The organism is Streptomyces malaysiensis subsp. samsunensis, from assembly GCF_024519315.1.
In the GTDB taxonomy this organism is placed as follows: Bacteria; Actinomycetota; Actinomycetes; order Streptomycetales; family Streptomycetaceae; genus Streptomyces; species Streptomyces malaysiensis.
The window spans coordinates 48,847-74,533 of record NZ_JANIIC010000017.1; the positions used below are offsets into that span (position 1 = coordinate 48,847).

22 protein-coding genes are annotated in these 25,687 nt (G+C 71.9%); 6 read left to right on the forward strand and 16 right to left on the reverse strand.

The genetic code is table 11. From position 1 onward, the window contains the following. Positions 1 to 9 precede the first annotated feature (9 nt). On the forward strand, positions 10 to 738 hold the full coding sequence (locus NQU54_RS16690; RefSeq protein WP_069861118.1) for an ABC transporter permease subunit: 729 nt from the start codon (positions 10 to 12) through the stop codon (positions 736 to 738). A 240-nt stretch (positions 739 to 978) separates the two neighbouring features. On the opposite strand, the gene NQU54_RS16695 is transcribed toward NQU54_RS16690, so the two are convergent. The 4 genes from NQU54_RS16695 to NQU54_RS16710 form a co-directional block, all read right to left on the reverse strand. Continuing rightward, positions 979 to 2,271, reverse strand: a complete 1,293-nt coding sequence (locus tag NQU54_RS16695) for a CynX/NimT family MFS transporter (RefSeq protein WP_257631749.1) — start codon at positions 2,269 to 2,271, stop codon at positions 979 to 981. Between the two features lie 65 nt (positions 2,272 to 2,336). Further along, entirely contained in the window at positions 2,337 to 3,047 is a 711-nt protein-coding gene (locus NQU54_RS16700) for a FadR/GntR family transcriptional regulator (RefSeq protein ID WP_257631750.1), read from the reverse strand. 191 nt (positions 3,048 to 3,238) lie between these two features. Next, positions 3,239 to 3,988, reverse strand: coding sequence for a hypothetical protein (locus NQU54_RS16705; protein WP_257631751.1), 750 nt, complete (start codon positions 3,986 to 3,988; stop codon positions 3,239 to 3,241). Positions 3,989 to 4,302: 314 nt separating this feature from the next. Next, positions 4,303 to 5,847, reverse strand: a complete 1,545-nt coding sequence (locus tag NQU54_RS16710) for an MFS transporter (protein WP_257631752.1) — start codon at positions 5,845 to 5,847, stop codon at positions 4,303 to 4,305. 174 nt (positions 5,848 to 6,021) lie between these two features. On the opposite strand from NQU54_RS16710, the gene NQU54_RS16715 reads away from it, so the two are divergent. Together NQU54_RS16715 and NQU54_RS16720 are read left to right on the forward strand one after the other, a co-directional pair. Next, positions 6,022 to 7,026 carry an Lrp/AsnC family transcriptional regulator gene (locus NQU54_RS16715; protein WP_257631753.1) on the forward strand — a complete coding sequence of 335 codons (1,005 nt, stop codon included), beginning with the start codon at positions 6,022 to 6,024 and terminating at the stop codon, positions 7,024 to 7,026. Between the two features lie 201 nt (positions 7,027 to 7,227). Then, a complete protein-coding gene (locus tag NQU54_RS16720) occupies positions 7,228 to 7,677 on the forward strand; it encodes a phospholipase (protein WP_069861105.1) in 450 nt (149 codons plus the stop codon). Positions 7,678 to 7,837: 160 nt separating this feature from the next. Here the strand turns inward: NQU54_RS16720 and NQU54_RS16725 are convergent, their stop codons facing one another. The 9 genes from NQU54_RS16725 to NQU54_RS16765 all read right to left on the reverse strand — a co-directional run bounded on the left by NQU54_RS16725 (position 7,838) and on the right by NQU54_RS16765 (position 17,967). Further along, complete coding sequence (locus tag NQU54_RS16725; protein ID WP_257631754.1) at positions 7,838 to 8,671, reverse strand: HAD family hydrolase; 834 nt, start codon at positions 8,669 to 8,671, stop codon at positions 7,838 to 7,840. After that, on the reverse strand, positions 8,668 to 9,948 hold the full coding sequence (serS, locus tag NQU54_RS16730; protein WP_069861103.1) for a serine--tRNA ligase: 1,281 nt from the start codon (positions 9,946 to 9,948) through the stop codon (positions 8,668 to 8,670). The genes NQU54_RS16725 and serS overlap by 4 nt, the downstream gene beginning before the upstream one ends. A 617-nt stretch (positions 9,949 to 10,565) precedes the next feature. Next, complete coding sequence (pheA, locus tag NQU54_RS16735; RefSeq protein WP_257631755.1) at positions 10,566 to 11,501, reverse strand: prephenate dehydratase; 936 nt, start codon at positions 11,499 to 11,501, stop codon at positions 10,566 to 10,568. A gap of 114 nt (positions 11,502 to 11,615) precedes the next feature. Continuing rightward, positions 11,616 to 12,857 (reverse strand): iron uptake transporter deferrochelatase/peroxidase subunit, encoded by a 1,242-nt coding sequence (gene efeB, locus NQU54_RS16740; protein WP_257631756.1) that lies wholly within the window; start codon positions 12,855 to 12,857, stop codon positions 11,616 to 11,618. Beyond that, a complete protein-coding gene (locus tag NQU54_RS16745) occupies positions 12,854 to 14,989 on the reverse strand; it encodes a copper resistance CopC/CopD family protein (protein ID WP_257631757.1) in 2,136 nt (711 codons plus the stop codon). Before NQU54_RS16745 ends, efeB begins: the two co-directional genes overlap by 4 nt. Positions 14,990 to 14,995: 6 nt before the next feature. Then, positions 14,996 to 15,496, reverse strand: a complete 501-nt coding sequence (locus tag NQU54_RS16750) for a copper chaperone PCu(A)C (RefSeq protein WP_257631758.1) — start codon at positions 15,494 to 15,496, stop codon at positions 14,996 to 14,998. Beyond that, positions 15,496 to 16,155 (reverse strand): SCO family protein, encoded by a 660-nt coding sequence (locus NQU54_RS16755; protein ID WP_257631759.1) that lies wholly within the window; start codon positions 16,153 to 16,155, stop codon positions 15,496 to 15,498. The genes NQU54_RS16750 and NQU54_RS16755 overlap by 1 nt, the downstream gene beginning before the upstream one ends. Before the next feature lie 143 nt (positions 16,156 to 16,298). After that, positions 16,299 to 17,054 (reverse strand): YcnI family copper-binding membrane protein, encoded by a 756-nt coding sequence (locus NQU54_RS16760; RefSeq protein ID WP_372505902.1) that lies wholly within the window; start codon positions 17,052 to 17,054, stop codon positions 16,299 to 16,301. Positions 17,055 to 17,151: 97 nt separating this feature from the next. Continuing rightward, positions 17,152 to 17,967, reverse strand: a complete 816-nt coding sequence (locus NQU54_RS16765; RefSeq protein ID WP_257631760.1) for a hypothetical protein — start codon at positions 17,965 to 17,967, stop codon at positions 17,152 to 17,154. Positions 17,968 to 18,168: 201 nt separating this feature from the next. On the opposite strand from NQU54_RS16765, the gene NQU54_RS16770 reads away from it, so the two are divergent. Further along, a complete protein-coding gene (locus NQU54_RS16770) occupies positions 18,169 to 18,672 on the forward strand; it encodes an ATP-binding protein (protein ID WP_257631761.1) in 504 nt (167 codons plus the stop codon). A gap of 119 nt (positions 18,673 to 18,791) precedes the next feature. On the opposite strand, the gene pdxR is transcribed toward NQU54_RS16770, so the two are convergent. Further along, a complete protein-coding gene (gene pdxR / locus NQU54_RS16775; RefSeq protein WP_257631762.1) occupies positions 18,792 to 20,276 on the reverse strand; it encodes a MocR-like pyridoxine biosynthesis transcription factor PdxR in 1,485 nt (494 codons plus the stop codon). Between the two features lie 47 nt (positions 20,277 to 20,323). Between pdxR and NQU54_RS16780 the strand changes: the two genes are divergently transcribed. Next, the gene (locus NQU54_RS16780) at positions 20,324 to 20,866 is read left to right on the forward strand and encodes a carboxymuconolactone decarboxylase family protein (RefSeq protein WP_372505903.1); all 543 of its coding nucleotides are present in this window, start codon (positions 20,324 to 20,326) and stop codon (positions 20,864 to 20,866) included. A 124-nt stretch (positions 20,867 to 20,990) separates the two neighbouring features. On the opposite strand, the gene NQU54_RS16785 is transcribed toward NQU54_RS16780, so the two are convergent. After that, positions 20,991 to 22,487, reverse strand: coding sequence for an aminopeptidase P family protein (locus NQU54_RS16785; protein ID WP_257631763.1), 1,497 nt, complete (start codon positions 22,485 to 22,487; stop codon positions 20,991 to 20,993). A 202-nt stretch (positions 22,488 to 22,689) separates the two neighbouring features. Then, complete coding sequence (locus NQU54_RS16790) at positions 22,690 to 24,345, reverse strand: GAF domain-containing SpoIIE family protein phosphatase (RefSeq protein ID WP_257631764.1); 1,656 nt, start codon at positions 24,343 to 24,345, stop codon at positions 22,690 to 22,692. Positions 24,346 to 24,927: 582 nt separating this feature from the next. Between NQU54_RS16790 and NQU54_RS16795 the strand changes: the two genes are divergently transcribed. After that, on the forward strand, positions 24,928 to 25,602 hold the full coding sequence (locus tag NQU54_RS16795) for a bifunctional DNA primase/polymerase (protein ID WP_167502341.1): 675 nt from the start codon (positions 24,928 to 24,930) through the stop codon (positions 25,600 to 25,602). Positions 25,603 to 25,687: the final 85 nt, after the last annotated feature.

The following is a 25,687-nucleotide window of genomic DNA, read 5'->3' on the forward strand; positions in this document are numbered from 1 at the left end:
CCCACAGCGATGTCCTCGCTCTACCACCCCACCGTCGCCCGGCTCACCTACCGGGCCCTGCTCGGCCGCCGCCGCGCGCTGATCCTCTTCACCCTCCCCGGGCTGCTGCTGATCATCTCGCTCGCCGTACGGCTGCTGACCGGATCGGACGACGGCACGGCCGACGCGATCCTCGGCGGCTTCGCCATGGCCACCATGGTCCCCTTGATCGGCGTGATCGCCGGTACGGGCGCGATCGGCCCGGAGATCGACGACGGCTCGGTCATCTATCTGCTCGCCAAGCCGGTGAAGCGGCCGACGATCATCGTCACCAAGCTGATCGTGGCCATCGGCGTCACGGCCGCCTTCTCCGCGATCCCCACCCTGCTCGCGGGCTTCGTGCTGAACGGCAACGCCAATCAGCTGGCCGTCGGCTACGCCGTCGCCGCCGCCGTGGCCTCGGTCGCCTACAGCGCGGTCTTCCTGCTGCTGGGCACCGTGACCCGGCACGCGGTGATCGCGGGCCTGGTCTACGCCCTGGTGTGGGAGACGTTCTTCGGCAGCGTGGTCGCCGGGGCCCGCAAGCTCAGCGTCCAGCAGTGGGCGCTGGCGCTCGGCCAGAAGGTCGCGGACGGCGATGTGATCACCTCGGATGTCGGCCTGGCGACCGGCGTCATCCTGCTGCTGGTCGTGACCGTGGGCGCCACCTGGTACGCGGGCCGCAAGCTGCGCTCGCTGACACTCGCGGGGGAGGAGTGACCACCCGCGTGAGCTGACGCCCCGGCGGCCTGGGGCCCGTACGGGGTTTATGCGGGGGCTCCCGCAGAAGGCCGCCGGGAGTTCGTGCCCGCCTTACGGCCGCCACCGCGCCGGGACGGTGGAGCCGCCCCGGTTGTCTCCCCGGCGGCGGCGGGCGTCGTGACGGCCGCCGCCGCGGTGTGTCCGGGGCCGCGCCGGTCTGATCCAGGGTGGCGGCCACGGTGTGAGAACGCGAGCGGCTCAGGCCCGGATCTTGCGGTCGCGGCCCGCGCCCAGGCCCAGCACCACCAGCGCCCCGCAGACCGCCAGCATCAGTGTGAGCGGCAGCCCCCAGCCGCCCGTGGTCTGGTGCACCACACCGAGCGCCAGAGGGCCCACAGCGGCCAGCAGATAGCCCCAGGTCTGCGCCATCCCGGACAGCCGTGCCGAGGTGTGGGCGTCCCCGGTCCGCAGCACCATCATGGTCAGCGCGAGCCCCACGGACCCGCCCTGTCCGACACCGATCAGCGCCGCCCACACCCACGCCCCGGCGACGGGAGCCACCAGCAGGCCCGCCATACCGGCGGCCATCAGCGCGGCGACCACGACCGCCAGCATCCGCTGGGCGCGCATCCGCCCCGCGAGGGTGGGCACCACGAACGAACCCACCATCTGCAACATGGTGCTGAACGCGAACACCAGCCCGGCCGCGCTCTTGCTCATGCCATGGTCGGTGAAGATCGTCGGCAGCCATGCGATACAGACGTACGCGATCGACGATTGCAGCCCCATGAACAGCGTGACCTGCCAGGCCAGCGCGGAGCGCCCCAGCCTCGGCCCCGCGTCCGGTGCCGTCCTCACGGGCGTCGCCGCGGGCTCACGGTGGTGCGTTCCGCGCCGTGCGAGCACCGTCTGCGGTGTCCAGACCAGCGCCGCGACGGCCGCCAGCAGCGACCAGGAGGCGAGCGAGCCCCGCCAGCCGCCGAGCCCGTTCTCCAGGGGCACGGCGGAGGCGGCGGAGACCGTCGCCCCGCCGATCATCGAGGTGGTGTAGAGGGCCGTCATCCCGGCGGCCCGATGCGGGAAGTCACGCTTGACCAGGCCCGGCATCAGCACGTTCAGGAACGCGATCCCGCTGCCGACGAGGGCGCCCCCGGCGAAGAGCGCCATCACCGGCGGCGCCACGCGCAGCAGTATGCCGCCGAGCAGCAGCACCAGCGCGCCCAGCAGCACCGCCTCGGTGCCCCAGCGCCGGGCGAACCGGGCCGCGAAGGGCGAGGCCAGGCCCATGAAGATCAGCGGAATGGTCGTGACCAGGCTGCCCATGGTCGCGGACAGCCCGAAATGGCCGCTGATCTCGCCGAGCAGCGGGGAGACCCCGGCGAGCGCGGCCCGCATATTGAGCGACGCCAGCACGATGCCGATCAGGAGCAGAGCGGGGTGGGCCCGCAGGGCGCGCCGCGCGACGGCCACCTCGGGGGTCGGCCGCAGATCCGTCTCGGCGTCCACGAGCAGGGGTTCGGCCGCGGGGCCGGGGGTGTGCGGGCGTGCCAAGAAGAACTCCGTTCCATGGTGCTCAGATGAGTGAGGCGGTGGTGGATGGGGCCCGGCGAGCGGACTCAGCCGGTGGCGAGCAACGCCTCGATGGCGCGTTTCGGCGTCTCCAGCAGGGCCCGTGCCGCCGCCTCGGCGGCCGCGGGGTCGCCGGAGGCGATGGCCTCGACCAGGGCGCGGTGATCGGCGGGGACGATGCTCGGCACCTCGCGATCGCCGAGCGAGGCCACCAGCGAGTCGTGCACCGAGCTGCTGAACCAGCCGTAGGTCGCGCTCAGCGCGGCGTTGTGCGCGGCGTCCACCACGGCGGTGTGGAACTCGAGGTCATGGGCCGCGTGCAGCTCATGGTGGCCGGACGCGGACTGCTCCCCGGCGTCCTCGAACGCCTCGAGCGACTTCAGCGCCGCCCGCATCCGCCGCAGATCGGCGGGGCTGTGCCGGAGCGCGGCCAGCCGCGCCCCCTCGGCCTCCAGCGCGATCCGCAGCTCCAGCACATCCCGGATCCCGGCGCGCCGCACATCCCGCATGACCTCGGCGGGGTCGGTCGTGGAGACCACGAAGGTGCCCTCGCCCTGCCGGGACTGGAGCATCCCCGCGTGTACGAGGACCCGGACCGCCTCGCGGACCGTGTTCCGGCCGACCTGGAGCTGTTCGGCGAGGGCATGTTCGGTGGGCACGCGGTCGCCGACCTTCCACTCGCCCTCGGCGAGCTGCCCGCGCAACTGCTCCACCACGGTGTCGACCAGTGACTGCCGCCCGGCCGCCCGCAACGCCATCCCTCTCGACTCCCTCACTCGATTCACCCGGTTGCCCAGTCATCCTACAACTCATGCCCGAAAAGCCCGGTGAGCGGGTCGTCACCGCGCGGCTCTGACCTGCAAGCCTTCCATAGGTCCAAAACGAACCTATGGGATCAGAGTTATCCACAGGGCATGTACCCCCCAGCCCACCGAGCTCCTCCGGTCCGCTATGCGCGCCGCCGCTTGGCGCGCCGCGCCCGTCGCTGAGCCGCCTCGGCCTTGAGCGTGGCGACATCCCTGCGGACCTCGGTCATGTCCTCACCGAGATCGCAGAGCCGCTCGCTCATGGCGCAGATGAACCGCCCGTGCGCGTCGAGCCGCCGGTCCATGCCGTCCAGCCGGGCGGAGACCCCGGCCATCCACGGCGCCAGCTCCCGCAGTGTGGAGCCGACATCCTCCAGACACGCCTCGACGGCTTCGAGACGTGTCCCGATCGGCCCGGTCAGCATCCGCTGGGTGAGGACCTGCTCGAGCGGGAGCTGTTCCGCCCCGGCCTCCGGTCCGCTCCGGGCGGCCTCCTCGACATCGAGGAGGTAGGTGCGTACCCGCTTGGCGATATCGCTGTCCCGCAGCAGCATCGCCACATTGAGCACCGCGCGGCGGGGGTAGAGGGTGAGGTGGGCGCGGCCCTGTGGATAACTCGAATCTGAAAGGTCCACGTTGGACCTTTCAAAAACTTGCAGGTAAGAGCCTCGGAGGATATGCATCCCGTTGCTCTGGAACTCCGCCCGATGCCGCTTGGTCAGACTCTTGACGGCTTCTTCCCCAACCTCGAAGTACTCCGCGACCATGCGTGTGGTGATATGCAGCCCATCGGGCAGCACGGTCAGGATCTTGACCTTGTCGAGGACATCCGTCCGTTCGATGACGCTGTCGCGCAGCGCGCGCGACTCCAGCAGTGCGATCTCAGGTGGCATATGTCTGCCTTCCGGTGTGGATTCGGGTGTGGTCACGCCCCACCAGCCAGGGGCCAGGCCGCCCGTATCCAGGGACCAGGAGCGGAGGGTGCCAACCTCTTTCGGACCCAACCGCCGTGACATCTCTGCGCGTCGATCCGTCGCCCGGCCGAGGCTCGAACTCGCGTTGCCTCCGCGCATAACGCGTAATAAGACAAACGATCAGATCGCGGAGGGGTTACTCGCACCACGCACGTTGACGGACCCCGGCCTCAACGCCACGAGGGGCGGGCGCCGTCGGGCGCCCGCCCCTCGTTTGGTACGCCACCCACGGCTCAGGCGTGGACCGGCTCCGTCGGGGATTTCTCGGTGGTCGGCTTCCGGGGCGGGCCGCCGGGGCCGCCGCGGACGACCGCGAGGACCAGCAGGCCCGCCGCCAGTGCCGCGATGCCGGCGATCACGCAGATGCGGTCGAGTCCGGCCGCGAAGGACTCGTGGACCAGCGCCCGTGCCGCGTCCGCGCGGGCCGGGGGCGCGGCGGCGATCACGGCGTCCGCGTGACCTCCGCTGATGGCCTCGGCGGCCTGGCCGGCCGCCCGCGCCGGGACGCTGCCGCTGTCGTCGACCATGTCCCGTACCCGCGTCGCGAAGACCGTGCCCAGCACGGCGATCCCCAGTGCGTAGCCCAGCTGCCGGAAGGTGTTCACCGCGCCGCTGGCCATGCCCGCACGCTCCGGCGGGGCCGAGCCGAGGGCCGCCGAGACCAGCACCGGCATGGCCAGGCCGATCCCCAGCCCGGCCAGGGCCAGGCCCGGCACGAAGGCCGTCCAGCCCGCGTCCGGGGTCACCATCGCCGCGTTGACCAGCGCGCCCGTGCCCACCAGCAGCAGTCCGCCGCCGAGCGTCCGCCCGGGGGCGACCCGCTCCAGCAGCCGTCCGCCCGCCGCGCCGACGACCAGCGAGACGCCCGCCATCGGCGTCACCGCGAGCCCCGCCTGCACCGGGCTCATGCCCAGCACCGACTGGAGCCACAGCCCGGCGTAGGTGAGGTACGGGAAGGCCGCCGCCTGGAGCAGCAGGGCCGCCGCCATCAGCACCGCGAAGGTCGGGCGGCGCAGCAGCGCGAGGTCCAGCAGCGGCTGCCGCTTGCCGCGCTCGACCACGGCGAAGGCGAGGAGCGCGATGGCCGCCACCATCAGCGAGGCGACCGTGCCGGTGTCGGCCCAGCCCTCCTCGCCACCGCGCATCAGCCCATACGTCAACCCCCCGGCGCACACCGTGAACGAGGCGGCGCCCGGCCAGTCGATCCGCACCCCCGGCACGCCGCGCGACTCGTCGATGGAACGGACCGTGATCCACACCGCGATCGCCGTCAGCGGCAGGTTGACCAGGAAGATCGCCCGCCAGTCGACGTACTCGGTCAGCACTCCGCCGAGCACCGGGCCGACCGCGGCGGCCGCCCCGCTCGTACCGCCCCACACCCCGAAGGCGATACCGCGGTCGCGTCCGGAGTACGTCGCCATCAGCAGCGGGGTGTTGGTGGCGAACATGGCCGCGGCCCCCAGCCCCTGGACGGCGCGGGCCGCGATCAGCACCCCGGCGTCCGGTGCCAGACCGCAGGCCAGGGAGGAGATCGCGAACACGGCGAGGCCGACGAGATACAGCCGCCGCCGTCCGAAGAGGTCCGCCGCCGAACCGGCCACCATCAGCAGCGCGGCCAGCGCCAGCGCGTAGATGTCCATCACCCACTGGAGGGAGGTGAAGGACGCGTCCAGCCCCCGCGCCACTTGGGGCAGTGCGGTGTTCACGATCGTGACGTCTATCAACAGCATGAAATTGCCGAGCGTGATGGCGGCGAGCGGCCACCATGATCTGCGCATGACTGACTCCGGGATCCGGCACATTCCGGCGAGGGGATGTGGCACATTCCGACAAAGGGACGCGGGGCCGGCCCCATTGGCGGTTCCCGCGACCCTTACGGTCGTCCTGGCTCGGCCGCACCTCCAACCGGCACCGCCCCGGCGGCGGTATCCGACATCGGCTAGCTTTGTGCGGTGGAATCCGACGCCTACGACGACCTGGACCGGGCGCTGGTGCACGCCCTCCAACTCGACGGCCGGGCCCCCTTCAGCCGGTTCGCCGAGGTGCTGGGCGTCTCCGACCAGACCGTGGCCCGCCGCTACACCCGGCTGCGGACGACGGGAGCGCTCCGGGTGCTGGGGCTCACCGACCCGGCGGCGGTCGGTGAGGTGGTCTGGCTGGTGCGGGTGCGGTGTCTGCCGGACGCCGCCCTGCCGGTGGCCGAGGCGCTGGCCCGGCGGGCCGACACCTCCTGGGTGCATGTGCTCTCCGACGGCACCGAGGTCGCCGCGGCGACACGAGTGGCGTCCGGCCGGGACAGCGACGCGCTGCTGCTGCGCAAACTCCCGCAGACCCCACGAGTGGTGGGGGTGAGCGCGCACTGCGTGCTCCATGAGTACTACGGCGGGGAGCAGAACCTGGTCAACAAGTCCGACGCGCTGACGGCCGAGCAGATCCGGCGGCTGCGCGCGCCCGTCGTGGACCGGTCGAAGGGCCCGCGCGGACCGGTGAGCGCCGAGGACCGCAGGCTGCTGGACGTCCTGGCGCGGGACGGGCGGGCTCCGCCGGCCGAACTGACCGCCGCCACCGGCTGGTCGCAGTCGACGGTGCGCCGCCGGCTGGCCGATCTGCGCGCCGACGGCACCCTGTACTTCGACGTCGTCTACACCAACCGGATGTTCCGGCAGACCGTCACCACCACGATGTGGCTGTCGGTACGGCCGTCGGAGCTCGCCGCCACCGGGCAGCGGCTCGCCGACCACCCCGAGGTGGCGTTCGCATGTGCGACCACCGGAACCAAGAATCTGATGGCGTCCGTGGTCTGCGCCGATGTCCCGGCCCTCTACACCTATCTGACCACCCGTATCGCCGAGCTCCCCTCCGTACGGGACATGGAGACCTCGCCGATCCTCCGCAGGATCAAGGGTCCGGGGCCGTTGCTCACCCCTCCTTCCCAGGTGCCCTGGCGCGCTTCCTGAACGGCCCGCGCGGCAGCGGTAGTTGGAGGAATCTCCGAAACTCCGGTGGTCGAACTCTGTTCATCTCTACGTCGATGTAGATCTTGACGGTTGTCAGGGACCTGGCGAACTCTTGGCGTGTGCTGGATCACACCGCGCCGCCCCCTCCCTTCGCCACAAGCGGTTGAGGGGGTGTCAGGAGTGAAAACGGAGGGAACCAGAATGCGTCGCCTCGTCACGAGTCTCGCCGCCACCGCGGTCACCGCGGCCGCCACCATCGCCCTGGCCGCACCCGCCCAGGCGGTCCCCGCGGACAAGCAGCAGGTCCTCGCCAGCTGGACCCAGACCAGCGCCAGCAGCTACAACACCTGGCTCGCGGCGCGGAACAACCAGGGCTCCTGGTCCGCCTACCAGTTCGACTGGTCCACCGACTATTGCAGCAGCTCCCCCGACAACCCCTTCGGCTTCCCCTTCCAGACCGCCTGCGCCCGGCACGACTTCGGCTACCGCAACCACAAGGCGATGGGCATCTTCGACGCCAACAAGGCGCGTCTCGACAGCGCCTTCTACGAGGACCTCAAGCGGGTGTGCGGCGCATACAGCGGTGCCACCAAGACGTCGTGCGACGGTACGGCCTGGACGTACTACCAGGCGGTCAAGATCTTCGGCTGACCCGGCTGACCCGGCTGACCCGGCTGACCCGGCTGAACCTGCCGGTCCAGCCGGCCCTTCCCGGATCGGGCCCGCACGCCGCGGCCGAGGGTCCGATCACCGCTGCCGAGCCCGGATGCCGGGCGGTCCGCCGAGGCGGCCGCACCGGCATCCGGCCGGTTCACCGGCGCGCCGCCGGGAAGAGCTTCTCCAGCACCACGGCGATACCCTCCTCCGTGTTGGAGGCGGTGATCTCGTCGGCCACGGCCTTGAGATCCCGGTGTGCGTTCGCCATCGCGACCCCGTGCCCGGCCCAGCCGAACATCGGGATGTCATTGGGCATATCGCCGAAGGCGATCGCGTCGGCGGCGGTCATCCCCAGCCGGCGCGCGGCCAGCGAGAGTCCCGTGGCCTTCGTCAGCCCCAGCGGCAGCAGCTCCACCAGCCCGGCGCCTGCCATCGTCACCCCGACCAGGCCGCCGGCGGCCGTCCGGGCGGCATCCGCGAGCGCGTCGTCGCCCAGCTCGGGGTGCTGGATGTAGAGCTTGCTGATGGGCTCCGACCACAGCTCGGCCGGGTCCGTGAACGACACGAGGGACATCCCGTCGTGGTCCATCCGGTACCCCTCGCCGAACAGCACCTCGCCGTCCAGCCCGTCGCGGGCCGCGGCCAGCGCCAGCGGACCGATCTCCGCCTCGAGCTTCGCCAGCGCCAGCTGGGCCACCTGGCGGTCCAGCGTGACGGAGGTCAGCAGCCGGTGCTCGCCCGCGTGGTAGAGCTGTGAGCCCTGGCCGCACACCGCGAGCCCCTGGTAGCCGAGGTCGTCGAGTATGTGCCGGGCCACCGGCACGGTCCGCCCGGTGACCACGATGTGCGCGGCGCCCGCCGCGGTGGCCGCGGTGAGCGCATCACGGGTCCGCGCCGAGACGGTGTGGTCGGGGCGCAGCAGCGTCCCGTCGAGATCGGTCGCGATCAGTCGGTAGGGCAGCTCGTCGGTCCGTCCGGCGTTCGTCACCGCGCCGCGACCGGTTCCAGGACCTCGCGTCCGCCGAGGAACGGCCGCAGCACCTCGGGCACCCGCACCGAGCCGTCGGCCTGCTGGTGGTTCTCGAGGATCGCCACGATGGTCCGGGTGACCGCGCACAGCGTGCCGTTGAGCGTGGCCAGCGGACGGACCCGCTTGCCCTCGCGCATCCGGATCGACAGCCGCCGCGACTGGAACTCGGTGGTGTTGGAGGTCGAGGTCAGCTCGCGGTACTTGCCCTGCGTCGGGATCCACGCCTCGCAGTCGAACTTCCGCGTCGCCGAGGAGCCCAGGTCACCCGAGGCCAGGTCGACCACCCGGAACGGCAGCTCCAGCGAGGTCAGCCACTGCTTCTCCCACTCCAGCAGCCGCTGGTGCTCGGCCTCGGCCTCCTCCGGGGTCGTGTAGACGAACATCTCGACCTTGTCGAACTGGTGCACCCGGAAGATCCCCCGGGTGTCCTTGCCGTACGACCCGGCCTCCCGGCGGAAGCAGGAGGAGAACCCGGCGTAGCGCCGCGGCAGTGCGTCCGCCTCCAGGATCTCGTCCATGTGGTACGCGGCCAGCGGGACCTCGGAGGTGCCGACCAGGTAGAGGTCGTCCTTGTCGAGGTGGTAGACGTCCTCCGCGGCCTGGCCGAGGAAGCCGGTGCCCTCCATGGCCTTCGGCTTGACCAGCGCGGGGGTGAGCACCGGGGTGAAGCCCGCCGCGGTGGCCTGCGCCATCGCCGCGTTCACCAGAGCGAACTCCAGCAGGGCGCCGACGCCCGTCAGGTAGTAGAAGCGGGAGCCGGAGACCTTGGCGCCGCGCTCGGTGTCGATCGCGCCGAGCAGCTCGCCGAGCTCCAAGTGGTCCTTGGGCGCGAAGCCCTCGGCCTCGAAGTCGCGCGGGGTGCCTACGGTCTCCAGGACGGCGAAGTCGTCCTCGCCGCCGACCGGGACCTCCGGGTGGACGAGATTGCCCAGCCGGAGCAGGAGCCGCTGGGTCTCCTCGGCGGCCGCGTCCTGCTCGGCGTCGGCCGCCTTGACGGCCGCGGACAGCTCGCCCGCCTTCTTCAGCAGCTCGGCCTTCTCGTCACCGGCGGCCTTGGGGATGAGCTTGCCGAGCGCCTTCTGCTCGGCGCGCAGCTCGTCGAAGTGGACACTGGAGGACCTGCGCCGCTCGTCGGCGGTCAGGAGCGCGTCGACGATGCCGACGTCCTCTCCACGAGCGCGCTGGGAGGCGCGCACACGATCGGGGTCCTCACGGAGCAGGCGAAGGTCAATCACCCCCCCAGGTTACCGGTGTGACCTCGGGTGCTCGACGCGATATTCCTTTGCGTCCCATTTTGCCCCCTTTTGGGGCTGTGGGTAAACCGGGGAATTCCTGTGACGGTCACCGTCAAGGAATGCCTGCGCATTCCCCGAAAAGGGGCAAAGAGATGGCGTCGAGTCGACCTTCTTCCCGTGTGTACAGGGTGAGTTGGGGGTTCGTTGTCCACAGGCGAGGGGTGAATCCCGAAAGTTATCCACAGGCTGTGTGTGAGATCTGTGGATGCCGCGGTGATCGTTTGGGTCGCCCAGGTGCTCGGCGATGGATTCCCCTATCAAACCGCGTTCACACACTCCTCAAGAGAGGAATCCCTCACTCCAAAGAGTTGATGGAGAGAATTGGGATGACGGATGAGGGATGTCCTGCGATGGGCGGCGGATGTGTCGAATGTCATGGAAAGTCCGCCTCGCCGGATTGGTGATGTCGACTTATCCCCAGCATGGACCATCGGCCTGTGGATAACTTTTCCGCAGCGATTCCGGCGCTCCCCGGCGTCGGGCCCGCGGACGGGTCTGAGCCTCTGTGGGCGACCCGCCGTGGACGGCCCGTTATGACCGTCATGGGCGGTTTTGGCTCAGGCCCGGCCGTCCTGGCAGCGGGCCAGCCACTCCGCCGCCTCCGTGAACGCCTCGTCCGAGGTTCCGTGCCGCAGCGGCGCCATCTCCTCCGCCACCACCCCCGCCTGGGGGTACGAGCCCAGGAACCGCACCTTCGGGCAGATTCGCTTCAGCCCCATCAGGGCCGAGCCCACCCGCCGGTCGGCGATGTGCCCCTCACAGTCCACCGAGAAGCAGTAGCGGCCGATGCCCTCGCCGGTCGGGCGCGATTCGATCCGCATCATGTTGACCCCGCGCGCGGAGAACTCCTGGAGCAGCTCCAGCAGCGCGCCCGGGTGGTCGTCGCCGAGCCAGATCACCACGGATGTCTTGTCCGCGCCGGTCCGGGCGGCGGGCCGGGCGGGGCGGCCGGCCAGGACGAAGCGGGTCATCGCGTTCTGCGCGTCATGGATGTCGGTGACCAGCGGCTCGAGCCCGTACGTGGCCGCCGCGAACTCGCCTGCGAACGCCGCGTCGTACCGCCCCTCCTGCACCAGCCGCGCACCGTCCGCGTTCGAGGCGGCCGACTCCCAGACGGCGTCCGGGAGGTTCGCCGCCAGCCAGTTGCGGACCTGGGGCTGGGCGACCGGATGCCCGGTCACCGTCTTGATGTCGGCGAGCGCGGTGCCCGGCCGCACCAGCAGCGCGAAGCTGATCGACAGCAGCACCTCGCGGTAGATCATCAGCGGTTCGCCGGTGGCCAGCTCGTCGAGGGTCGCGGTGACCCCGCCCTCGACCGAGTTCTCGATGGGCACCAACGCGGCCGCCGCGGCGCCGGAGCGCACCGCGTCGAGTGCCACCGGCACGGAGACCATCGGCACCAGCTCCCGGGTGGCGGCCTCCGGCATGGACCGCAGGGCGGCCTCGGTGAAGGTGCCCTCGGGGCCGAGGTAGGCATAGCGGCTGGCCGACATCACGGTCGCTCCCTGTGATCAGACGAGACCGCCACGATACCCGCGCCCGCCCGGCCCGCCGACTCGCCTGCCGAACGCTCGGACGCGAGGGGTCAGGGGCGGCTCGTCCCTTCCCTATCCCTCCAAGAGTGCCTGACCCACGTACTCCCCCGGAGCGCAGCCCGGAGGCACCGCGAACAGCGCGCTGGTCTCGTGCCGCAGGAACCGCGAGAGATCGTCGCCCAGGTCCAGCTTCCGCTGCACCGGTACGAACCCCTTCATCGGATCCGCCTGCCAGGCGATGAAGAGCAGTCCGGCGTCCGGCGCCCCGTCGTCGCGGAAGCCGTCGTGGTACGAGAAGGGCCTGCGCAGCATCGCGGCGCCCTGGTTGGACGCGGGGGCCGCGACCCGCACATGGGCGGCGCCCGCGATGGCCAGCGAACCGTCCTCGTTGACCTTGTCGAGCCGGACCGGGGTGGTCTCCGTGCCGCCGGACAGCGGGGCGCCGTCCGACTTGCGGCGGCCGACCACCTTCTCCTGCCGCTTCAGGGAGAGGTGGTCCCAGGAGTCCAGCAGCATCCGGATGCGCCGGACGACCGCGTAGGAACCGCCCGCCATCCACGCGGGCTCGCCCTTCTCCGGTACGAAGATCCGCCGCTCGAAGTCGTCATCGGCCGGCTTGGGGTTGTTGGTGCCGTCGATCTGGCCCATGAGGTTGCGGGTGGTCATGGGGCGGTCGGTGGCGCCGGGGGTGCGGTTGAAGCCGTTCATCTGCCAGCGCGGCCGGGCCGTGTCCGCGGCCTCCCGCTGGAGTGCGCGCAGCGCGTGGAAGGCGACCAGCGCGTCATTGGCGCCGATCTGGATCCACAGATCGCCGTTGCTGCGCCTGGGATCGAGCGCGTCCGAGACGAAGTCGGGGAGCGGAGCGAGCGCCTCCGGCAGTTGGCCGCCGAGTCCCGCCTTGCCGAAGAAGGTCCGGCCGAAGCCGAAGGTGACCGTGAGGGAGGAGGGACCGGCGTCCAGCGCGATCCCCGTGTCCTCCGGCGGGGCCTCGCCCGCCATCAGCTCCTGGGCCGTGCGCGACCAGCGGCGCAGCAGCGCGGCGGCCGCCTTACGGTTCGCACCGGGCGCCAGGTCGAAGGCGATGAGATGGCCATGGGCCTGGAGGGGGGTGGTGATACCCGGCTGGCGCCTGCCGTGGAAGGGCACGGCGGTCGCGCCCAGGGAGTTGAGGGGTTCGGGTGTGCTCCGCGTGGCCTCGGCCGCGTAGGCTCCGGCGGCGCCGCCGGCGACCAGCCCGGCCGCGCCGGCGGCGCCCGCCGAGCCCAGCAGACGCCGCCGGGAGATGCCGGACGAGGGTGTTTGCTCTGTGGTCATTGAGCGACTTTCACGTTCCTGGTCTCCGTCACCTGGTCGATGTCGGAGGTTCGTACGGTCAGGGAGAGCTGCCAGGTCCCGGCCATGGGCAGCTGGACGGTCCTGGCGCTCCAGTGTCCGGTCGAGAGGCGCTCGAGCGGGATGCGCAGCGGCCCGATCCCCTTGGACTCGAGCGTCAGCGACAGCTTGACCTCGGGCACGTCCACGGGACGGTCGGCCGGGTCGGTGGTGAAGACATGCAGCGCGTTGTCACCCGGCAGGGCGGGTTCGATCATGACCACGGCCTTGCCGCGGCCGCTCTTGGGGCCCGTGTTGTAGGGGATCAGCACGCTCACCGGGTCGACGTTCAGCCGGTCGCGGCCGGGCTGGGTGGCCGCGGCACCGGCCTGCTCGGTCTCGGCCCGGCCGGGCTGGGTGCCGCTCAGCACGGTGGCCACCGCGAGCAGCACGACGGCCACGACGGTCTCGGCGATCACCGACCGGCGCAGACCGCTGCGCTCACGGTCGGCGTCCCGCTCCCGCAGCGTGGTGGCCTTGCCCTTGGCGGCCCGCTGACGGGCGAGCTGGGCGGCGCGTACGGGATCGCCGTCGTCGGACTCCTCACCGGACTCGGCCTCACCGGACTCGGCCTCACCGGACTCGGCCTCACCGGACTCGGCCTCGGCGGGGGTGTCGATGGCCGCGTCGGCCGCGCCGGTACGGGCCGGCTGGGCGGCCTTCACCGCTGCTGCCGTCTCGGCGTCGGCCCCGGCCTCGGCCCGCGCCTTCGTCGTGGCCTTCGCGTCCGAGGCCGCCTCCGACGCGCTCTCCGCCTCCGTCTCCTTTTCCGCCTCCGCCTCCGCCGTGGCATCCGTAAGGCGCCCGGTCCAGCGTCGCGAGACGGCGGCGATGCCCACGAGCACCGCCACCAGACCCACCTTGACCAGCAGCCATCGCCCGTACTCGGTGTCGGTCAGCGCGCTCCAGGAGCCCACCTGCCGCCACGACTGGTACAGCCCGGTGACCACCAGGGCGACGACCGAGCCGAAGGCCAGCCGCGAGAAGCGGCGCACGGCCGCCCGCTCGATCGGCTCGCCCGCCCGGAGCGTCACCGCGAGCGAGGCGAGGCCGCCCATCCACACCCCGACCGCGATCAGATGGATCACGTCCACCGGCATGGCCAGCTGCCGCTGGAGGCCGACCGAGGCGTGCTCGGCCATCGCCCAGGTGGCGGCGAGGCCCACGGCCATCACCGTGCCGCCGAAGCCGAGCCCGAAGGCGAGGTCCTGGCGGCGCCGGGCGTCCACCTCCGCATCCCCGGTGCGGCGGGTGTACGAGCCGAAGAGGACGGCCAGGAAGATCGCCGCCGCGCCGAGCAGCAGCAGCCGGGACAGCAGCGCCGCGCCCGGCTTGGTGGACAGCACATCGCCCAGCCTGCCGAGGCCGAGGACCCCGCCGATTCCCTCGCCGTCCGTGTACGGCCCGCGCAGCAGCAACAGCAGCAGGGTGGCCGTGAAGACCGTCACCCAGCCGCCCACGGCGATCTTCCGCACCGGGCGTGAGGACCGGCAGAGCCCGGCGAACACACAGCCGCCCACGAGCGCCGCGAAACCGCCGTAGGCGGCGTACCGGCCGATCCCGTAGAGCGTGCCGACCGTGCTGTCGGACCCGCCGCCCGTGGACACCTTCGCGGTGGTCTTGGACGGGGCGCCGATGGAGAAGGTGAACGCGCCGCTCACCGGGTGGCTGTCCTCCGAGACCGCCTTCCAGGCCACCGTGTAGGTGCCGTCCGGAAGCCCGGAGTGCAGCCCGGCGGCGGCGGTCGAGGACTTGCCGCCGACATGGGCGGTCTTCCCGGTGTCCACGCGCTTGCCCTTGGGGTCGAGCACGCGCACCGAGTCGCCGGAGAGCAGCACGCCCTCCGAGAAGTTCAGCGTGACCTCCCTGGGGGCGGTCTTCACCACCGAGCCGTCGGCGGGGTCGGTCGAGGTGAGCGCGGCATGCGCGGACGCGGAACTCGCGCCCACGCTCAGCGCGCACAGCAGCGCGGCGAGCAGGGTGCCGCAGATCGCCGTCAGCCGCCGGGCGGTCGCGGTGGTCCGGGAGCGGGTCGCGGTGGGTCCGGCGGGGGCCAGGGAGGTCAGCGAGGGCATCGGGCGTCAGTCCTTGGGGCGGTACGTCGTGGGCTCGACCGGGACTTTGATCTCGATGGGGGCGGAGGTGGCGAAGTGAAGGGTGAAGTTGACTTTCTCACCGACCTTGGGCCGGTGGGTGAGGTTTGTCAGCATCAGATGATCTCCGCCGCTGGTCAGCTCGAGCCGGCCGTTCGCCGGGACATCGAGCGAGCTCACCTGCTTCATCCGGGTGCCCTGGGTGCTGTGCAGGGTGACCTCGGAGGCGAGCGGGGTGGTGACGGACGTCAGCTCGTCGGCGCCGCCACCGGTGTTCCGTACGGTCAGGTATCCCGCCGCCATGTCGTCCATGGGCGGCCGCGAAACGTAGGCGCCGCTCACGGACAGCTTCGGGGCGCCCTTATGGCCGGCGCCGTCCCCGCTGCTCCCGCCACCGTCGCCGCCGTCCGAGCAGGCGGCGAGCGCGGCGGACAGACCGAGGGCGAGGACCGCGGTGGCCGCCTTACGGATGCCGGGACCCGTCCTCATCACGGGTTCCGCCCCTCGATGATCTTCGGCAGGTCCTTGGCGTAGCGGTCGGCGGTGGCTTCCGTCGTGTAGATCCAGCGGGCCTTGTCGTCCTTGGGCGAGAAGCCGATCACCTCGGCGCCGTGGCTGACGGTGATGCTGCCGTCCTTCTCCTTCTTCGGCTTCTCGATGTAGATGCCCAGCGGCCGCGCGGCGGCCTTGATGGTGTTGAAGTCGCCGGTCAGGCCGACGAAGTCGGTGCCGCCCTGGGCGTCGAGCCAGGACCGGATCCGCTTGGGGGTGTCCCGGGCGGGGTCGGTGCTGACGAAGACGACGCGCAGCTTCTCCCGCTCGGCCTTGGAGAGCTTCTTCACGGCGATGCCGACGTTGCTCATGGTCAGCGGGCAGACGTCGGGGCAGTGGGTGTAGCCGAAGAAGAGCAGGGTGGGCCGGCCCTTGGTCTCCTCGAGCAGGTCGTACTTCTTGTCGTCGGTGTCGGTGAGGACGAGGTCCGGCTTGGCCTTCGCCTGGTCCAGGACGATGGCCTGACCCGGCTTCTGGCCGCCCTTGACCTCGGCGGCGGCGTTGTCGCCCTTGCCCCCGCCGTCCGAGCCGCCGCAGGCGCTGAGGGTGAGCGCGGCGGTGGCGACGAGCGCGGTGGCCAGGATTTTGGTGCGCATGGAGCTGTTCTCCCAAGAGAGGGGTGGATCGGTGGCGCGCGGGGCGGCGGGCACGAGGGCCCGCCGCCCCCGACGGGATCACGCGGTCGGCTCAGGACCCGCGGTCACCGGCGGTACGCGTGTGGTGTTCGGCCGGTCGGTGGTCAGGCGGAACGGCGGCGGCTGGCGACCACGCCGAAGGCGACACCGGCGGCGCCGACGACGATGCCCGCGATGCCCAGCACCCGGGCGGTGGTGTCGCTGCCGTCTTTGTCGTCCGAGGCGTCCTCGGAGGCGGAATTCTCGGCTCCGGCCTTCTCGGAGTCCTTGCCCTGCCCCTGTCCGGAGGCCGCGGCGGCGTCCTGGCCGTCCGAGCCCTTGGCCGGGGCGACCAGCTTGAGCACCGGCGCCGGGTTCTCGGGTTCGGCGGCGCCCTCCTGGGGCTCCTCGATCCAGCGCACGACCTCCTTGTTGTCGTACGTCTGGAGCGCCTTGAAGACGAGCTGGTCGGCGTCCTCGGGCAGCTGGCCGACCGAGAGCGGGAACTGCTGGAACATCCCCGGCTCGATCTTTCCGCCGGTCCAGGTGACCTTGGTGACCGCCTCGTTGATCTTCTCGCCGTGCATCTCCATGGGCTTGGCGAGCTTGGACTTGGTGACCTTGACGTCCCACCCGGGCACCGGCTGGGGCATCACCGAGGCGAGCGGGTGGTCGGCGGGCAGGTTCACCTCGAGCTTGACGGTGGAGGAGTCGTCGCGCTCGTTGGGCACCTTGAAGTTGATGGTGCTGTAGCCGCCCTTCTCGGCCTGGCCGGGCTGCACGCTGACGTGCGCGAAGGCCGGGCCCGCGGTGAGCAGCACCAGGCCGCCCGCGGTGAGGCATCCGATGACCGGCAGACGGCGAAGACGCATGGCGTTCATGTCAACACTCCGGGAAGACAGGAATGAGCAGATGGGTGGGCGCGCGTGCGGCGACGTCGCGGCCACCCTCCGGTCCCGCTGGAGAGCGTCGCGTCGGTCAGGCCGCCAGGTCGCAGGCCGGCGGTCCCCGCCTGATCACGCTGTGCTGGAGGACCAGGGCCGTCGTCCCGCCCTCGTCCCGCTCGGCCGTGCGCGGACGGCACGGCCCGCCGTAAGGCGCCGCCGAAGGGGCGAGGAGCACCCTGACGAGCTTCAGGGCGGCCCGCAGCGCCCGTACGAGCGTGGCCTCCGCGACGCCCCGGGCCCCGTCCACCGACAGCCGCACCGCCCGCCATACGGCCGCCTCGCCCCGGCGCAGCAGCCAGCCGATGGCCAGCGCGGCCAGCAGATGGCCCAGGGCCATGGGCAGCGACGGCAGCAGGCTCTCCATCCCCGCCGCCCGCTCCACCGGGGCGGTGGCCGCCGGCATGGCGTGCGCGCCGTGCGAGGCGGACGGGTCGATGCCCGCGTGCGCCACGATCCGGTGGGCCGTCGCGGCGTCGAGCCGCCCGGGGCCCGACGCGCACAGCAGCCTGGCGGCCAGGCCGATCACATGGCCCTGGGCGGCGTCGGCCCGATGGGCGGCCTCCTCGGCGGCGGCTGCCCGGTCCTGCCCGAGGGCGAAGAGCGTGTGCAGCGCGAGCTGCCCGGTGGCCAGCAGGACCGCGATCCCGGGCAGCGACCGCTCCCGCCCGGCCAGCGACAGCGCCACCGTGAACATCGCAGCGCAGCCCACGCCCAGCGTCCACAGCGGCACGGTCGCACAGGACCCCAGCACATGCCCCGCCGCGGACAGCATGACGCAGACCGCGGTGAACACCGCGGCCCGCAGCATTCGCAGATCGGCGCCGGCACGGGCGACTGGGGAAGCCATGGCCGCGCCATCATCCCACCGGGGGGCCGCGTTACCTACAGGGGGTGGGGCGTACCGGCGCACACCGGGACAGGCTCATACACCGGTTCGCGCATCGAGCGCGTCCGCCGAATGAGCGGAGTCACGTTGATAACACGCTTACGGACCATGGACCCAGGCAATACGTAACGGTATGTCGAGCCGCGGCCGGGAGGCTGGAGCATGAGCATCTGGTGGTCACTCCATTTGCCCCGCGAGGCGGCGAGCGTTCCGCTCGCACGACGACTGCTCCTCGGCACCATGGAGACGGCCGGAGTCGATCCGGAGATCTCCTACGATCTGTCGGTCGCCCTCTCCGAAGCGTGTGCGAACGCGGTGGAGCACGGGGGCCGCGACGGCGCGGGCGGGGATTATCGAGTCACGGCCTATATCGACGGCGACACCTGCCGTATCGAGGTCACCGACTCCGGTCCCGGCTTCGCCGGACGCGGCACCGTCCGCCGCGGGGCGCGCACCCGGAGCGAGCGGCGTCCGGCGGGTCCGCCGAGACCGCAGCAGCCGCGCGGTCCGGCTCCGCCACAGGCGGAGCACGGGCGGGGGCTCTTTCTCATCGAGGCCCTCACCGACCATGTCCGCTACCGCGACCGTCCGGGCCGCGGCGGGGTGGTGGTGAGCTTCGACAAGATCCTCAAGTGGCGTGAAGGGGCGCTGCTCAAGGCGTCGTAGGCGCGTCACGGTCCTTCAGGAACCTCAACCTCGACCTCAGCAAGACCGGCGGCCTCAGCGACCTCATCGGGCTCAGCGAGTTTCAGCGAGCCGGGGAAGCGCGGGAGGAGTCAGGAAGCTCAAGGAGTCGGGCGGCCGTCTGTTTCGGGCGGCAGAGCGCGGCACAGCGCGTCCAGTGCCTCCGCGAAGGAGTGTTCGGGCGGGGTCGCGTAGCCCACCACGAGCCCGTCGAGACGCGGTGTGGTGGCCTCCGGGTGGCGGTAGCCGCCGAGGCCGTCGAGCGCCAGCCCCTGCCAGGCGGCGGCGCGGAGTGCGGACCGCTCGGTGCCGGGCGGCAGCTCCAGGACCGCGTGCAGACCGGCCGCGATCCCCGAGACCCGGATATGGGGCGCGTGTTCGGCCAGGGCCGCCACGAGCTGATCGCGCCGACGGCGGTAGTGCTGGCGCATACGGCGCACATGGCGGTCGTATCCGCCCGATTCGATGAAGTCCGCGAGGGTCAGCTGGTCGAGGACGCCGGTCCATCCCTCGCGCTCCCCCTTGACGGCCAGCAGACGGTCGACCAGATGGTCCGGCAGCACCATCCAGCCCAGCCGCAGGGCCGGGGAGAGGCTCTTGCTGACCGAGCCGAGGTAGACCACCCGGTCGGGGTCGAGCCCCTGGACGGCGCCCACCGGGCGGCGGTCGTAGCGGAGCTCCCCGTCGTAGTCGTCCTCCAGGACCAGACCGCCGCTCTCGCGCGCCCAGGCCACCGCCGCGGCCCGCCGCCCGGGGTGCAGCGGACCGCCGGTGGGGAACTGGTGGGCGGGGGTGAGCAGGGCCGCCCGTACGCCGTCGAGGTCGGCCAGTCCATCCGTAAGGGCGCCATCGGCGTCCAGGGGAAGCGGGACCGTACGGATCCCGGCGGATCTCAGAAGCGAGCGGTGGAAGGCCAGACCGTAGGACTCGACGGCCATCCGGGGCCGCGTCAGCCGGGTCTCGCCCAGCAGCCGCAGCGCATGCGCGAAGCCCGAGCAGACGACGATCCGCTCGGGGTCGGTGCGCACGCCACGGGCGCGGGCCAGATAGTCGGCCAGGGCGCGGCGCAGTTCCGGGCGGCCGCGCGGATCCCCGGGGCCGAACGCCTCGTTGGGCGCGGCGGTCAGGGCGCGGCGGGCCGAGGCGAGCCAGGCGGCGCGGGGGAAGGAGGCGGCGTCCGGCTGACCCTGGAGCAGGCTGTGCACCGGACGCGGGGCCGGCCGGGGGCCCCGGCGGCCGCCGGTCGGCAGGGGCGGCCGCCCGCCGCGCTCCCGGCGGGCCGCGCGCCGACCGGGCGAGGGCGGTGCGGGACGGGACGCCACCCGGGTCCCGGAGCCCTGGCGGGCGGTGAGCCAGCCCTCGGCGACCAGCTCGGCGTAGGCGTCGGCGACCGTGTTCCGGGCGATGCCCAGGTCGGCGGCGAGAGAACGGTAAGGCGGCAGCCGGGTGTCCGGGGCGAGCCGCCCGTCGCGGATGGCCTCGCGCAGCGCGGCCATCAGGGCCGTCCTGCGGCTGCCCGCGCGGGTGAGCTCCAGATGGAGGTCACTGCCGAGGATCTCCGCCGAATTGACCCATGAATCCACCATGGAAATGCACCCTACAGGGGGTCGCATAGCGGCCTAATTTCATTCCCATGACGACTTCGGCGACGACCACAGCGACGACGACAGCGACGATGGCGGGGACGACGGCCGGGACGACGACCGCCGAGACGGTGACGACGGCACGCGAGACCGGGCGGGTCGACTTCGCGAAGGCCGCCCCCAAGGCGTTCAAGGCGCTGATCAGCCTGGACGCGGCCGCGCGCGAGGGGCTGGACCCGGCCCTGGTGGAGCTGGTGCAGATCCGCTCCTCCCAGCTCAACAACTGCGCCTACTGCCTCCATATGCACACCACCGACGCCCATGAGGCGGGCGAGAGCAACGAGCGCATCGCCCTGGCGGGCGTCTGGGAGGAGGCCGGGAAGGCCGGGTTCTACACCGAGAAGGAGCAGGCCGCCCTGGCGCTCACCGAGGCGGTCACGCTGCTGCCCGGCGGTGTCCTGGACGGGGTCTACGAGCGGGCCGCCCGGCACTTCGAGGAGCGGGAGCTGGCTCAGCTCATCGCCCTCATCTTCACGATCAACTCCTGGAACCGGATCGCGGTGACCACCCGCAAGGTGCCGGGGCAGGACTGAGAACGGCCGGGACAGGACCGAGAACGGCCGGGCAGGACCGGGAAGGGCCCGAGAACGAACCGTGGGGAGCGGCGCCGCCGCTCCCCACGGTCCCTCCCATGCGATCAGGCGATGAGCCGCCCCCTCAGGCGGTGAGGCGGGCCATCCACGCCTCGACGTCGTCCGCGGTCCGCGGCAGCGCGGCCGACAGCACGCGGTTGCCGTCCTCCGTCACCAGGACGTCGTCCTCGATCCGGACGCCGATGCCCCGGTACTCCTCGGGCACGGTCAGATCGTCGGCCTGGAAGTACAGCCCCGGCTCGACCGTCAGGCACATCCCGGGCTCCAGGGTGCCGTCCACATAGGTCTCGGTGCGGGCCACGGCGCAGTCGTGGACGTCCATGCCGAGCATGTGGCCGGTGCCGTGCAGGGTCCAGCGGCGCTGGAGCCCCAGTTCGAGCACCCGCTCCACCGGGCCCTCGACCAGGCCCCATTCGACCAGCTTGGTGGCGAGGACGCGCTGGGCGGCGTCGTGGAAGTCGCGGTACTTCGCGCCCGGCCGGACCGCGGCGATACCCGCCTCCTGAGCCTCGTACACCGCCTCGTAGATCTTGCGCTGCACCGGGCTGTAGGTGCCGTTCACGGGCAGTGTGCGGGTCACATCGGCGGTGTAGAGGGTGGTGGTCTCCACGCCCGCGTCCAGGAGCAGCAGATCGCCGGAGCGGACCGGGCCGTCGTTGCGGACCCAGTGCAGGGTGGTGGCGTGGGCGCCCGAGGCGCAGATGCTGCCGTAGCCGATGTCGTTGCCCTCGACCCGGGCCCGAAGGAAGAACGTTCCTTCGATATAGCGCTCCGATGTGGCCTGTGCCTTGTCCAGAACCTTGACGACATCCTCGAAGCCACGGACCGTCGAGTCCACGGCCGCCTGGAGCTGACCGACCTCGAACTCGTCCTTGACCAGGCGCTGCTCGCTGAGGCAGACCCGCAGCTCCTCGTCGCGCTCACCGGTGACCTTGTCGGTCAGGGCGGCCTCCAGCCCGGCGTCGTGACCGCGCACGATACGGACCGGGCCGGTGGCGTCCGTGAGCTCGTCGGCCAGCTTGCGGACGTCCTTGGCGGGCAGGCCCAGCCGCTTCTCGGCCTCCGTGAGGCTGAGCCGGCGGCCGACCCACAGCTCGCCGTGGCCGTCCAGCCAGAACTCGCCGTTCTCCCGGTTGGAGCGCGGCAGCACATACAGCGTCGCGGTGTGGCCGCCGCTCGCCTCGGGCTCCAGCACCAGCACACCGTCCTCGGTCTGGTCGCCGGTGAGGTACGCGTACTCGGTCGAGGCGCGGAAGCTGTAGTCCGTGTCGTTGGAGCGGGTGCGGAGATTGCCCGCGGGGATGACCAGGCGCTCGCCGGGGAAGCGCGCGGAGAGCGCGGCGCGGCGGCGGGCGGTGTGCGGAGCCTGCTCGACGGGCTCCAGATCGTGCAGCTCGGTGTCCGCCCAGCCGGACTTCATGTTCTCGGCGAGCTCGTCGGAAACGCCTGGGTAGAGGCCGTTCTTCCGCTGCTTGATGGGCTCCTCGCCTTCCGGGGTCTCCGGGGCTTCTGGAGTGGGCTCCTCGGTCACGTCATCCTCCTCGAACTGGACCCCTCCCATGGTATGTGCGGGCGCCCGACGGCAGGGAGGGCCCATAGCACCGGGTGACCATGGCTCCGACCGAGGCCGTGGTCCCGCTCCGGCCTCGGTCCACGCGGGCCATGAATCAGGTACGAACCACTGGACGAGTGGAGGAGCCGTTCAAACGACAGCCAATAAGACGAGCCGTTCAAACGGCGGCCAATGAGACGTGAGCCGTGCATCAGTCGAAGTGGGCCACGAGCAGGACGAGGTCCTCGGTGTCGTCCTCCGAGGCCCGCCCGACGGAGGCCGCGGAGCCATCGGGGAGGACCGTACGGAGCACATGGTCGGCGAAGGCGTCCGGATCGCCGCGCACGCCCCTGGGAGCGCTCGCCGCGGCCGTGTGCAGCCGGTTGAAGGCCCGGTCCATCGGCTCCCCCGTACGGTGGAGCAGCCCGTCGCTGTAGAAGAGGAGGGTCTCTCCGGAGGACGGCTCGATCTCGACACTGGGCGCCTCCCAGCACGAGAGCATCCCCAGCGGCGCGGACAGCGTGGTCTCCACGAACTCGGTGCGCCGCTGCCCGGTGAGCAGCGGCGGGCAGTGCCCGGCCCCGGCCAGCACCACCTTGCGCGTCCCGGGCTCGCAGTAGGCGAAGAGGGCGGTCGCGGAGCGGGCGGGCTCGGTGAGCCGCATCAGGAGCTCCAGATCGGACAGGACGGCCACCGGGTCCTCGCCCTCCATCACCGCGTACGCCCGCAGCGAGGCCCGCAGCCGCCCCATGGCGACCACGGCGCTGGGCCCGGAGCCGGTGACCCCGCCCACCGAGAGCCCGAGCGCCCCGTCCGGCAGCGGCAGCGCGTCGTACCAGTCCCCGCCGCCGTGCGGACCAGGGTGGTGGCGGACGGCCAGGCGCACCCCGGGGACCCGGGGCAGCCGGGTGGGCAGCAGCTCCTCCTGAACGGTCGCGACGGTCGCGCGGGCGCGGGAGAGCTCGATCAGCCGGGTGATGTGCGCGGCGGCGTATTGGCAGTACAGCCCCACGAGATGGCGCTGGCGCTCCGCGGGCTCGGCGGGCTCGTCATAGAGCCAGGCGACTCCCCCGAGCCGCCCTGAGGGGCCGCCGGCGCCCATGGCGGCGGCGATGCCGGGCGCGGTCGCGGCGGCCGGGGCGACGCGCCCGTGGCCCGCTCCGGTGCCGCTGGTGGCGTTCGGGGCGTTCGTGGAGCTCGCCGTGCCGGGGGGCGGATGGTCGCCCGCGCCCGCGGGGCATCCGGCGCCATGGGCGTCGGCACCGGGGGCGGGCGCCGGGATGGCGGTGAGGCCGGTTGCGGGGATGGGGGTGAGACCGGGCGCGGTACACGGGCCGGTCCGGCACGGGTCGAGCGGCACCGCGTAGCTCGCGGAGAAACCGAGCCGTGCGGCCACCTCGCGGTGGCGCGGGTCGAGATCGGCCTCGCCGGCGATATCGGGGTGTGTCACATCGGCACGCCGGTCACCGTCCGGCTCGGGCAGCCCGTCGAGGAGACGGCCGGCGGAGGCGGAGCCGCGCGGGATGGTCTCGATCTGGCCGAGGTCGGCGTGGCCGAGACCGAGCCCCACGGTGGTCACCGGGCCGAGCCCGTCGGCCGGTTCGAGCGCCACCAGTCCGCGCTGGGCGCCGACCAGGGCCGCGCCCGCGCGCAGCAGTTCGCGCAGCGCCTCGTCGAGCGTGTCGGTCCGGACCAGCCGCTCCGTGAGCTCATGAAGGGTCGTGAGATCCGACACCCAGCTCGCGAGCCGGTCCTGGACACCGGAGTTGGGCGCGGTCAGGGGCGGAGTGACGGGGTCCACAGTTTGCGTGGGCGAGGGGAGGGAAGGATCGATTCCAGCCACTTTCGGCGCGTGGGGCGAGTTCATGGCCCGCTGCCTCCGCCCACTGCGTCCGGCTCGCTCAATAGCATCGCAAACCCCCTGTCGTGCTGCGCCGCTACTGTGCCGCTACTGTCTCCAGATGTACACGGAGCGGAGATGCGATGTCCAGCATTGTCCCGGTGGTCTTGTTGGTGTCTGGGAGGAATTGAACTTGGCCGAAAAAAAGCCATTACGCTGTACCTTCGAGGTCGACTGACGTCATTCGACAGCGCGTCGTCTCCACCGCGGCGGGTACACATTCGGGGAGGGGCAGGGGCAGTTCGGATCGCCCCGGAACCCCGCGGCCGGTCCAGGCGTCATAGACCACAACGGCCGCGCCCATCCCCGAGTGGCGAGGAAAGCACCAACCGGACGGCAAGCGCCATGCGCGCGCCACCCCTCGCCACGTTCCACGCTCGGCCTGCGGCATGATGCGCTGCCTTGTACGCGCAGTGACTTGTGATCCACCTGCTGTGACGGGCCGAACGATGCCGGACAGCGCCACGTAGTGCTCAAGTGAAGTGCCATCTGAAGTGCGATGTAGTGCGACGGACAGCCCTCGGCGTTAACGGAAAGGAACGAGCGCTCATGCGCGAGATCCTCGGAAGGCGACGCAAGTTCTCGCTGCGGCGCGGCGCGCGGTCGCCGCTGCTGCGTGCGGCGCTCACCTGCGCCACCGAGTGGCAGTGGCCTGTGGTCCCCGGCGTCGGACTCCGGTCCGGCGGCGGTCGGCCGCGGGTATGCGGCTGCCCCGACCCGGAATGTGCGGTTCCGGGCGGTCATCCGTTTGATCCTGTTCTCCTTGCTGCCACCACCGACGAGCGCATGGTGCGCTGGTGGTGGAGCAACCGCCCCTCCGCTCCCCTCCTCCTGGCCACCGGCGGCCGCGCGCCCTGTGCGGTGAGCCTGCCGGCGGTCGCCGGGGCGCGGGCGCTGGCGGTCTTCGACCGGGCCGGAGTGCGGCTCGGCCCGGTGGTCGCCACGCCCACCCGCTGGTCGCTGCTGGTGGAGCCGTACTCCCTCGAGGACCTCGGCGAGCTGCTGAACCAGCAGGACTGGGTGCCCAGCTCGCTGCGGTTCCACGGCGAAGGCGGCTATGTGGTGCTGCCGCCGTCCCAGACGGGCCCCGGACGGGTGCGCTGGGAGCGGCCGCCGCTGCGCCGCTCCGGGCAGCCCTGGCTGCCTCAGGTGGCCACAGTGGTGAACGCCTTGGTCGAGGCGAGCACCAGTGCGCCCGACGGGGGCAGCCGGCTCGCCTACTGAGGGCGGGCCCCGGGTGCGGGGGTTCGGGGGCCGCTGAGCGCGAGGCTCAGGGGCGTTGTGCGGGCTCGGAGGCGGGCTCGACGGT

Bases quoted from the DNA above. Each gene is read 5' to 3' on its own strand.
- NQU54_RS16780 (WP_372505903.1), top strand. From the start codon at position 20,324: ATGACGACTTCGGCGACGACCACAGCGACGACGACAGCGACGATGGCG.
- pheA (WP_257631755.1), bottom strand. From the start codon at position 11,501: ATGTCGGCCAGCCGCTATGCCTACCTCGGCCCCGAGGGCACCTTCACC.
- NQU54_RS16745 (WP_257631757.1), bottom strand. From the start codon at position 14,989: ATGCCCTCGCTGACCTCCCTGGCCCCCGCCGGACCCACCGCGACCCGC.
- NQU54_RS16700 (WP_257631750.1), bottom strand. From the start codon at position 3,047: ATGGCGTTGCGGGCGGCCGGGCGGCAGTCACTGGTCGACACCGTGGTG.
- NQU54_RS16690 (WP_069861118.1), top strand. From the start codon at position 10: ATGTCCTCGCTCTACCACCCCACCGTCGCCCGGCTCACCTACCGGGCC.
- NQU54_RS16750 (WP_257631758.1), bottom strand. From the start codon at position 15,496: ATGAGGACGGGTCCCGGCATCCGTAAGGCGGCCACCGCGGTCCTCGCC.
- NQU54_RS16710 (WP_257631752.1), bottom strand. From the start codon at position 5,847: ATGCGCAGATCATGGTGGCCGCTCGCCGCCATCACGCTCGGCAATTTC.
- NQU54_RS16760 (WP_372505902.1), bottom strand. From the start codon at position 17,054: ATGAACGCCATGCGTCTTCGCCGTCTGCCGGTCATCGGATGCCTCACC.
- NQU54_RS16755 (WP_257631759.1), bottom strand. From the start codon at position 16,155: ATGCGCACCAAAATCCTGGCCACCGCGCTCGTCGCCACCGCCGCGCTC.
- NQU54_RS16765 (WP_257631760.1), bottom strand. From the start codon at position 17,967: ATGGCTTCCCCAGTCGCCCGTGCCGGCGCCGATCTGCGAATGCTGCGG.
- NQU54_RS16795 (WP_167502341.1), top strand. From the start codon at position 24,928: ATGCGCGAGATCCTCGGAAGGCGACGCAAGTTCTCGCTGCGGCGCGGC.
- NQU54_RS16770 (WP_257631761.1), top strand. From the start codon at position 18,169: ATGAGCATCTGGTGGTCACTCCATTTGCCCCGCGAGGCGGCGAGCGTT.
- NQU54_RS16785 (WP_257631763.1), bottom strand. From the start codon at position 22,487: ATGGGAGGGGTCCAGTTCGAGGAGGATGACGTGACCGAGGAGCCCACT.
- NQU54_RS16705 (WP_257631751.1), bottom strand. From the start codon at position 3,988: ATGCCACCTGAGATCGCACTGCTGGAGTCGCGCGCGCTGCGCGACAGC.
- NQU54_RS16720 (WP_069861105.1), top strand. From the start codon at position 7,228: ATGCGTCGCCTCGTCACGAGTCTCGCCGCCACCGCGGTCACCGCGGCC.
- pdxR (WP_257631762.1), bottom strand. From the start codon at position 20,276: ATGGTGGATTCATGGGTCAATTCGGCGGAGATCCTCGGCAGTGACCTC.
- NQU54_RS16790 (WP_257631764.1), bottom strand. From the start codon at position 24,345: ATGAACTCGCCCCACGCGCCGAAAGTGGCTGGAATCGATCCTTCCCTC.
- efeB (WP_257631756.1), bottom strand. From the start codon at position 12,857: ATGACCACAGAGCAAACACCCTCGTCCGGCATCTCCCGGCGGCGTCTG.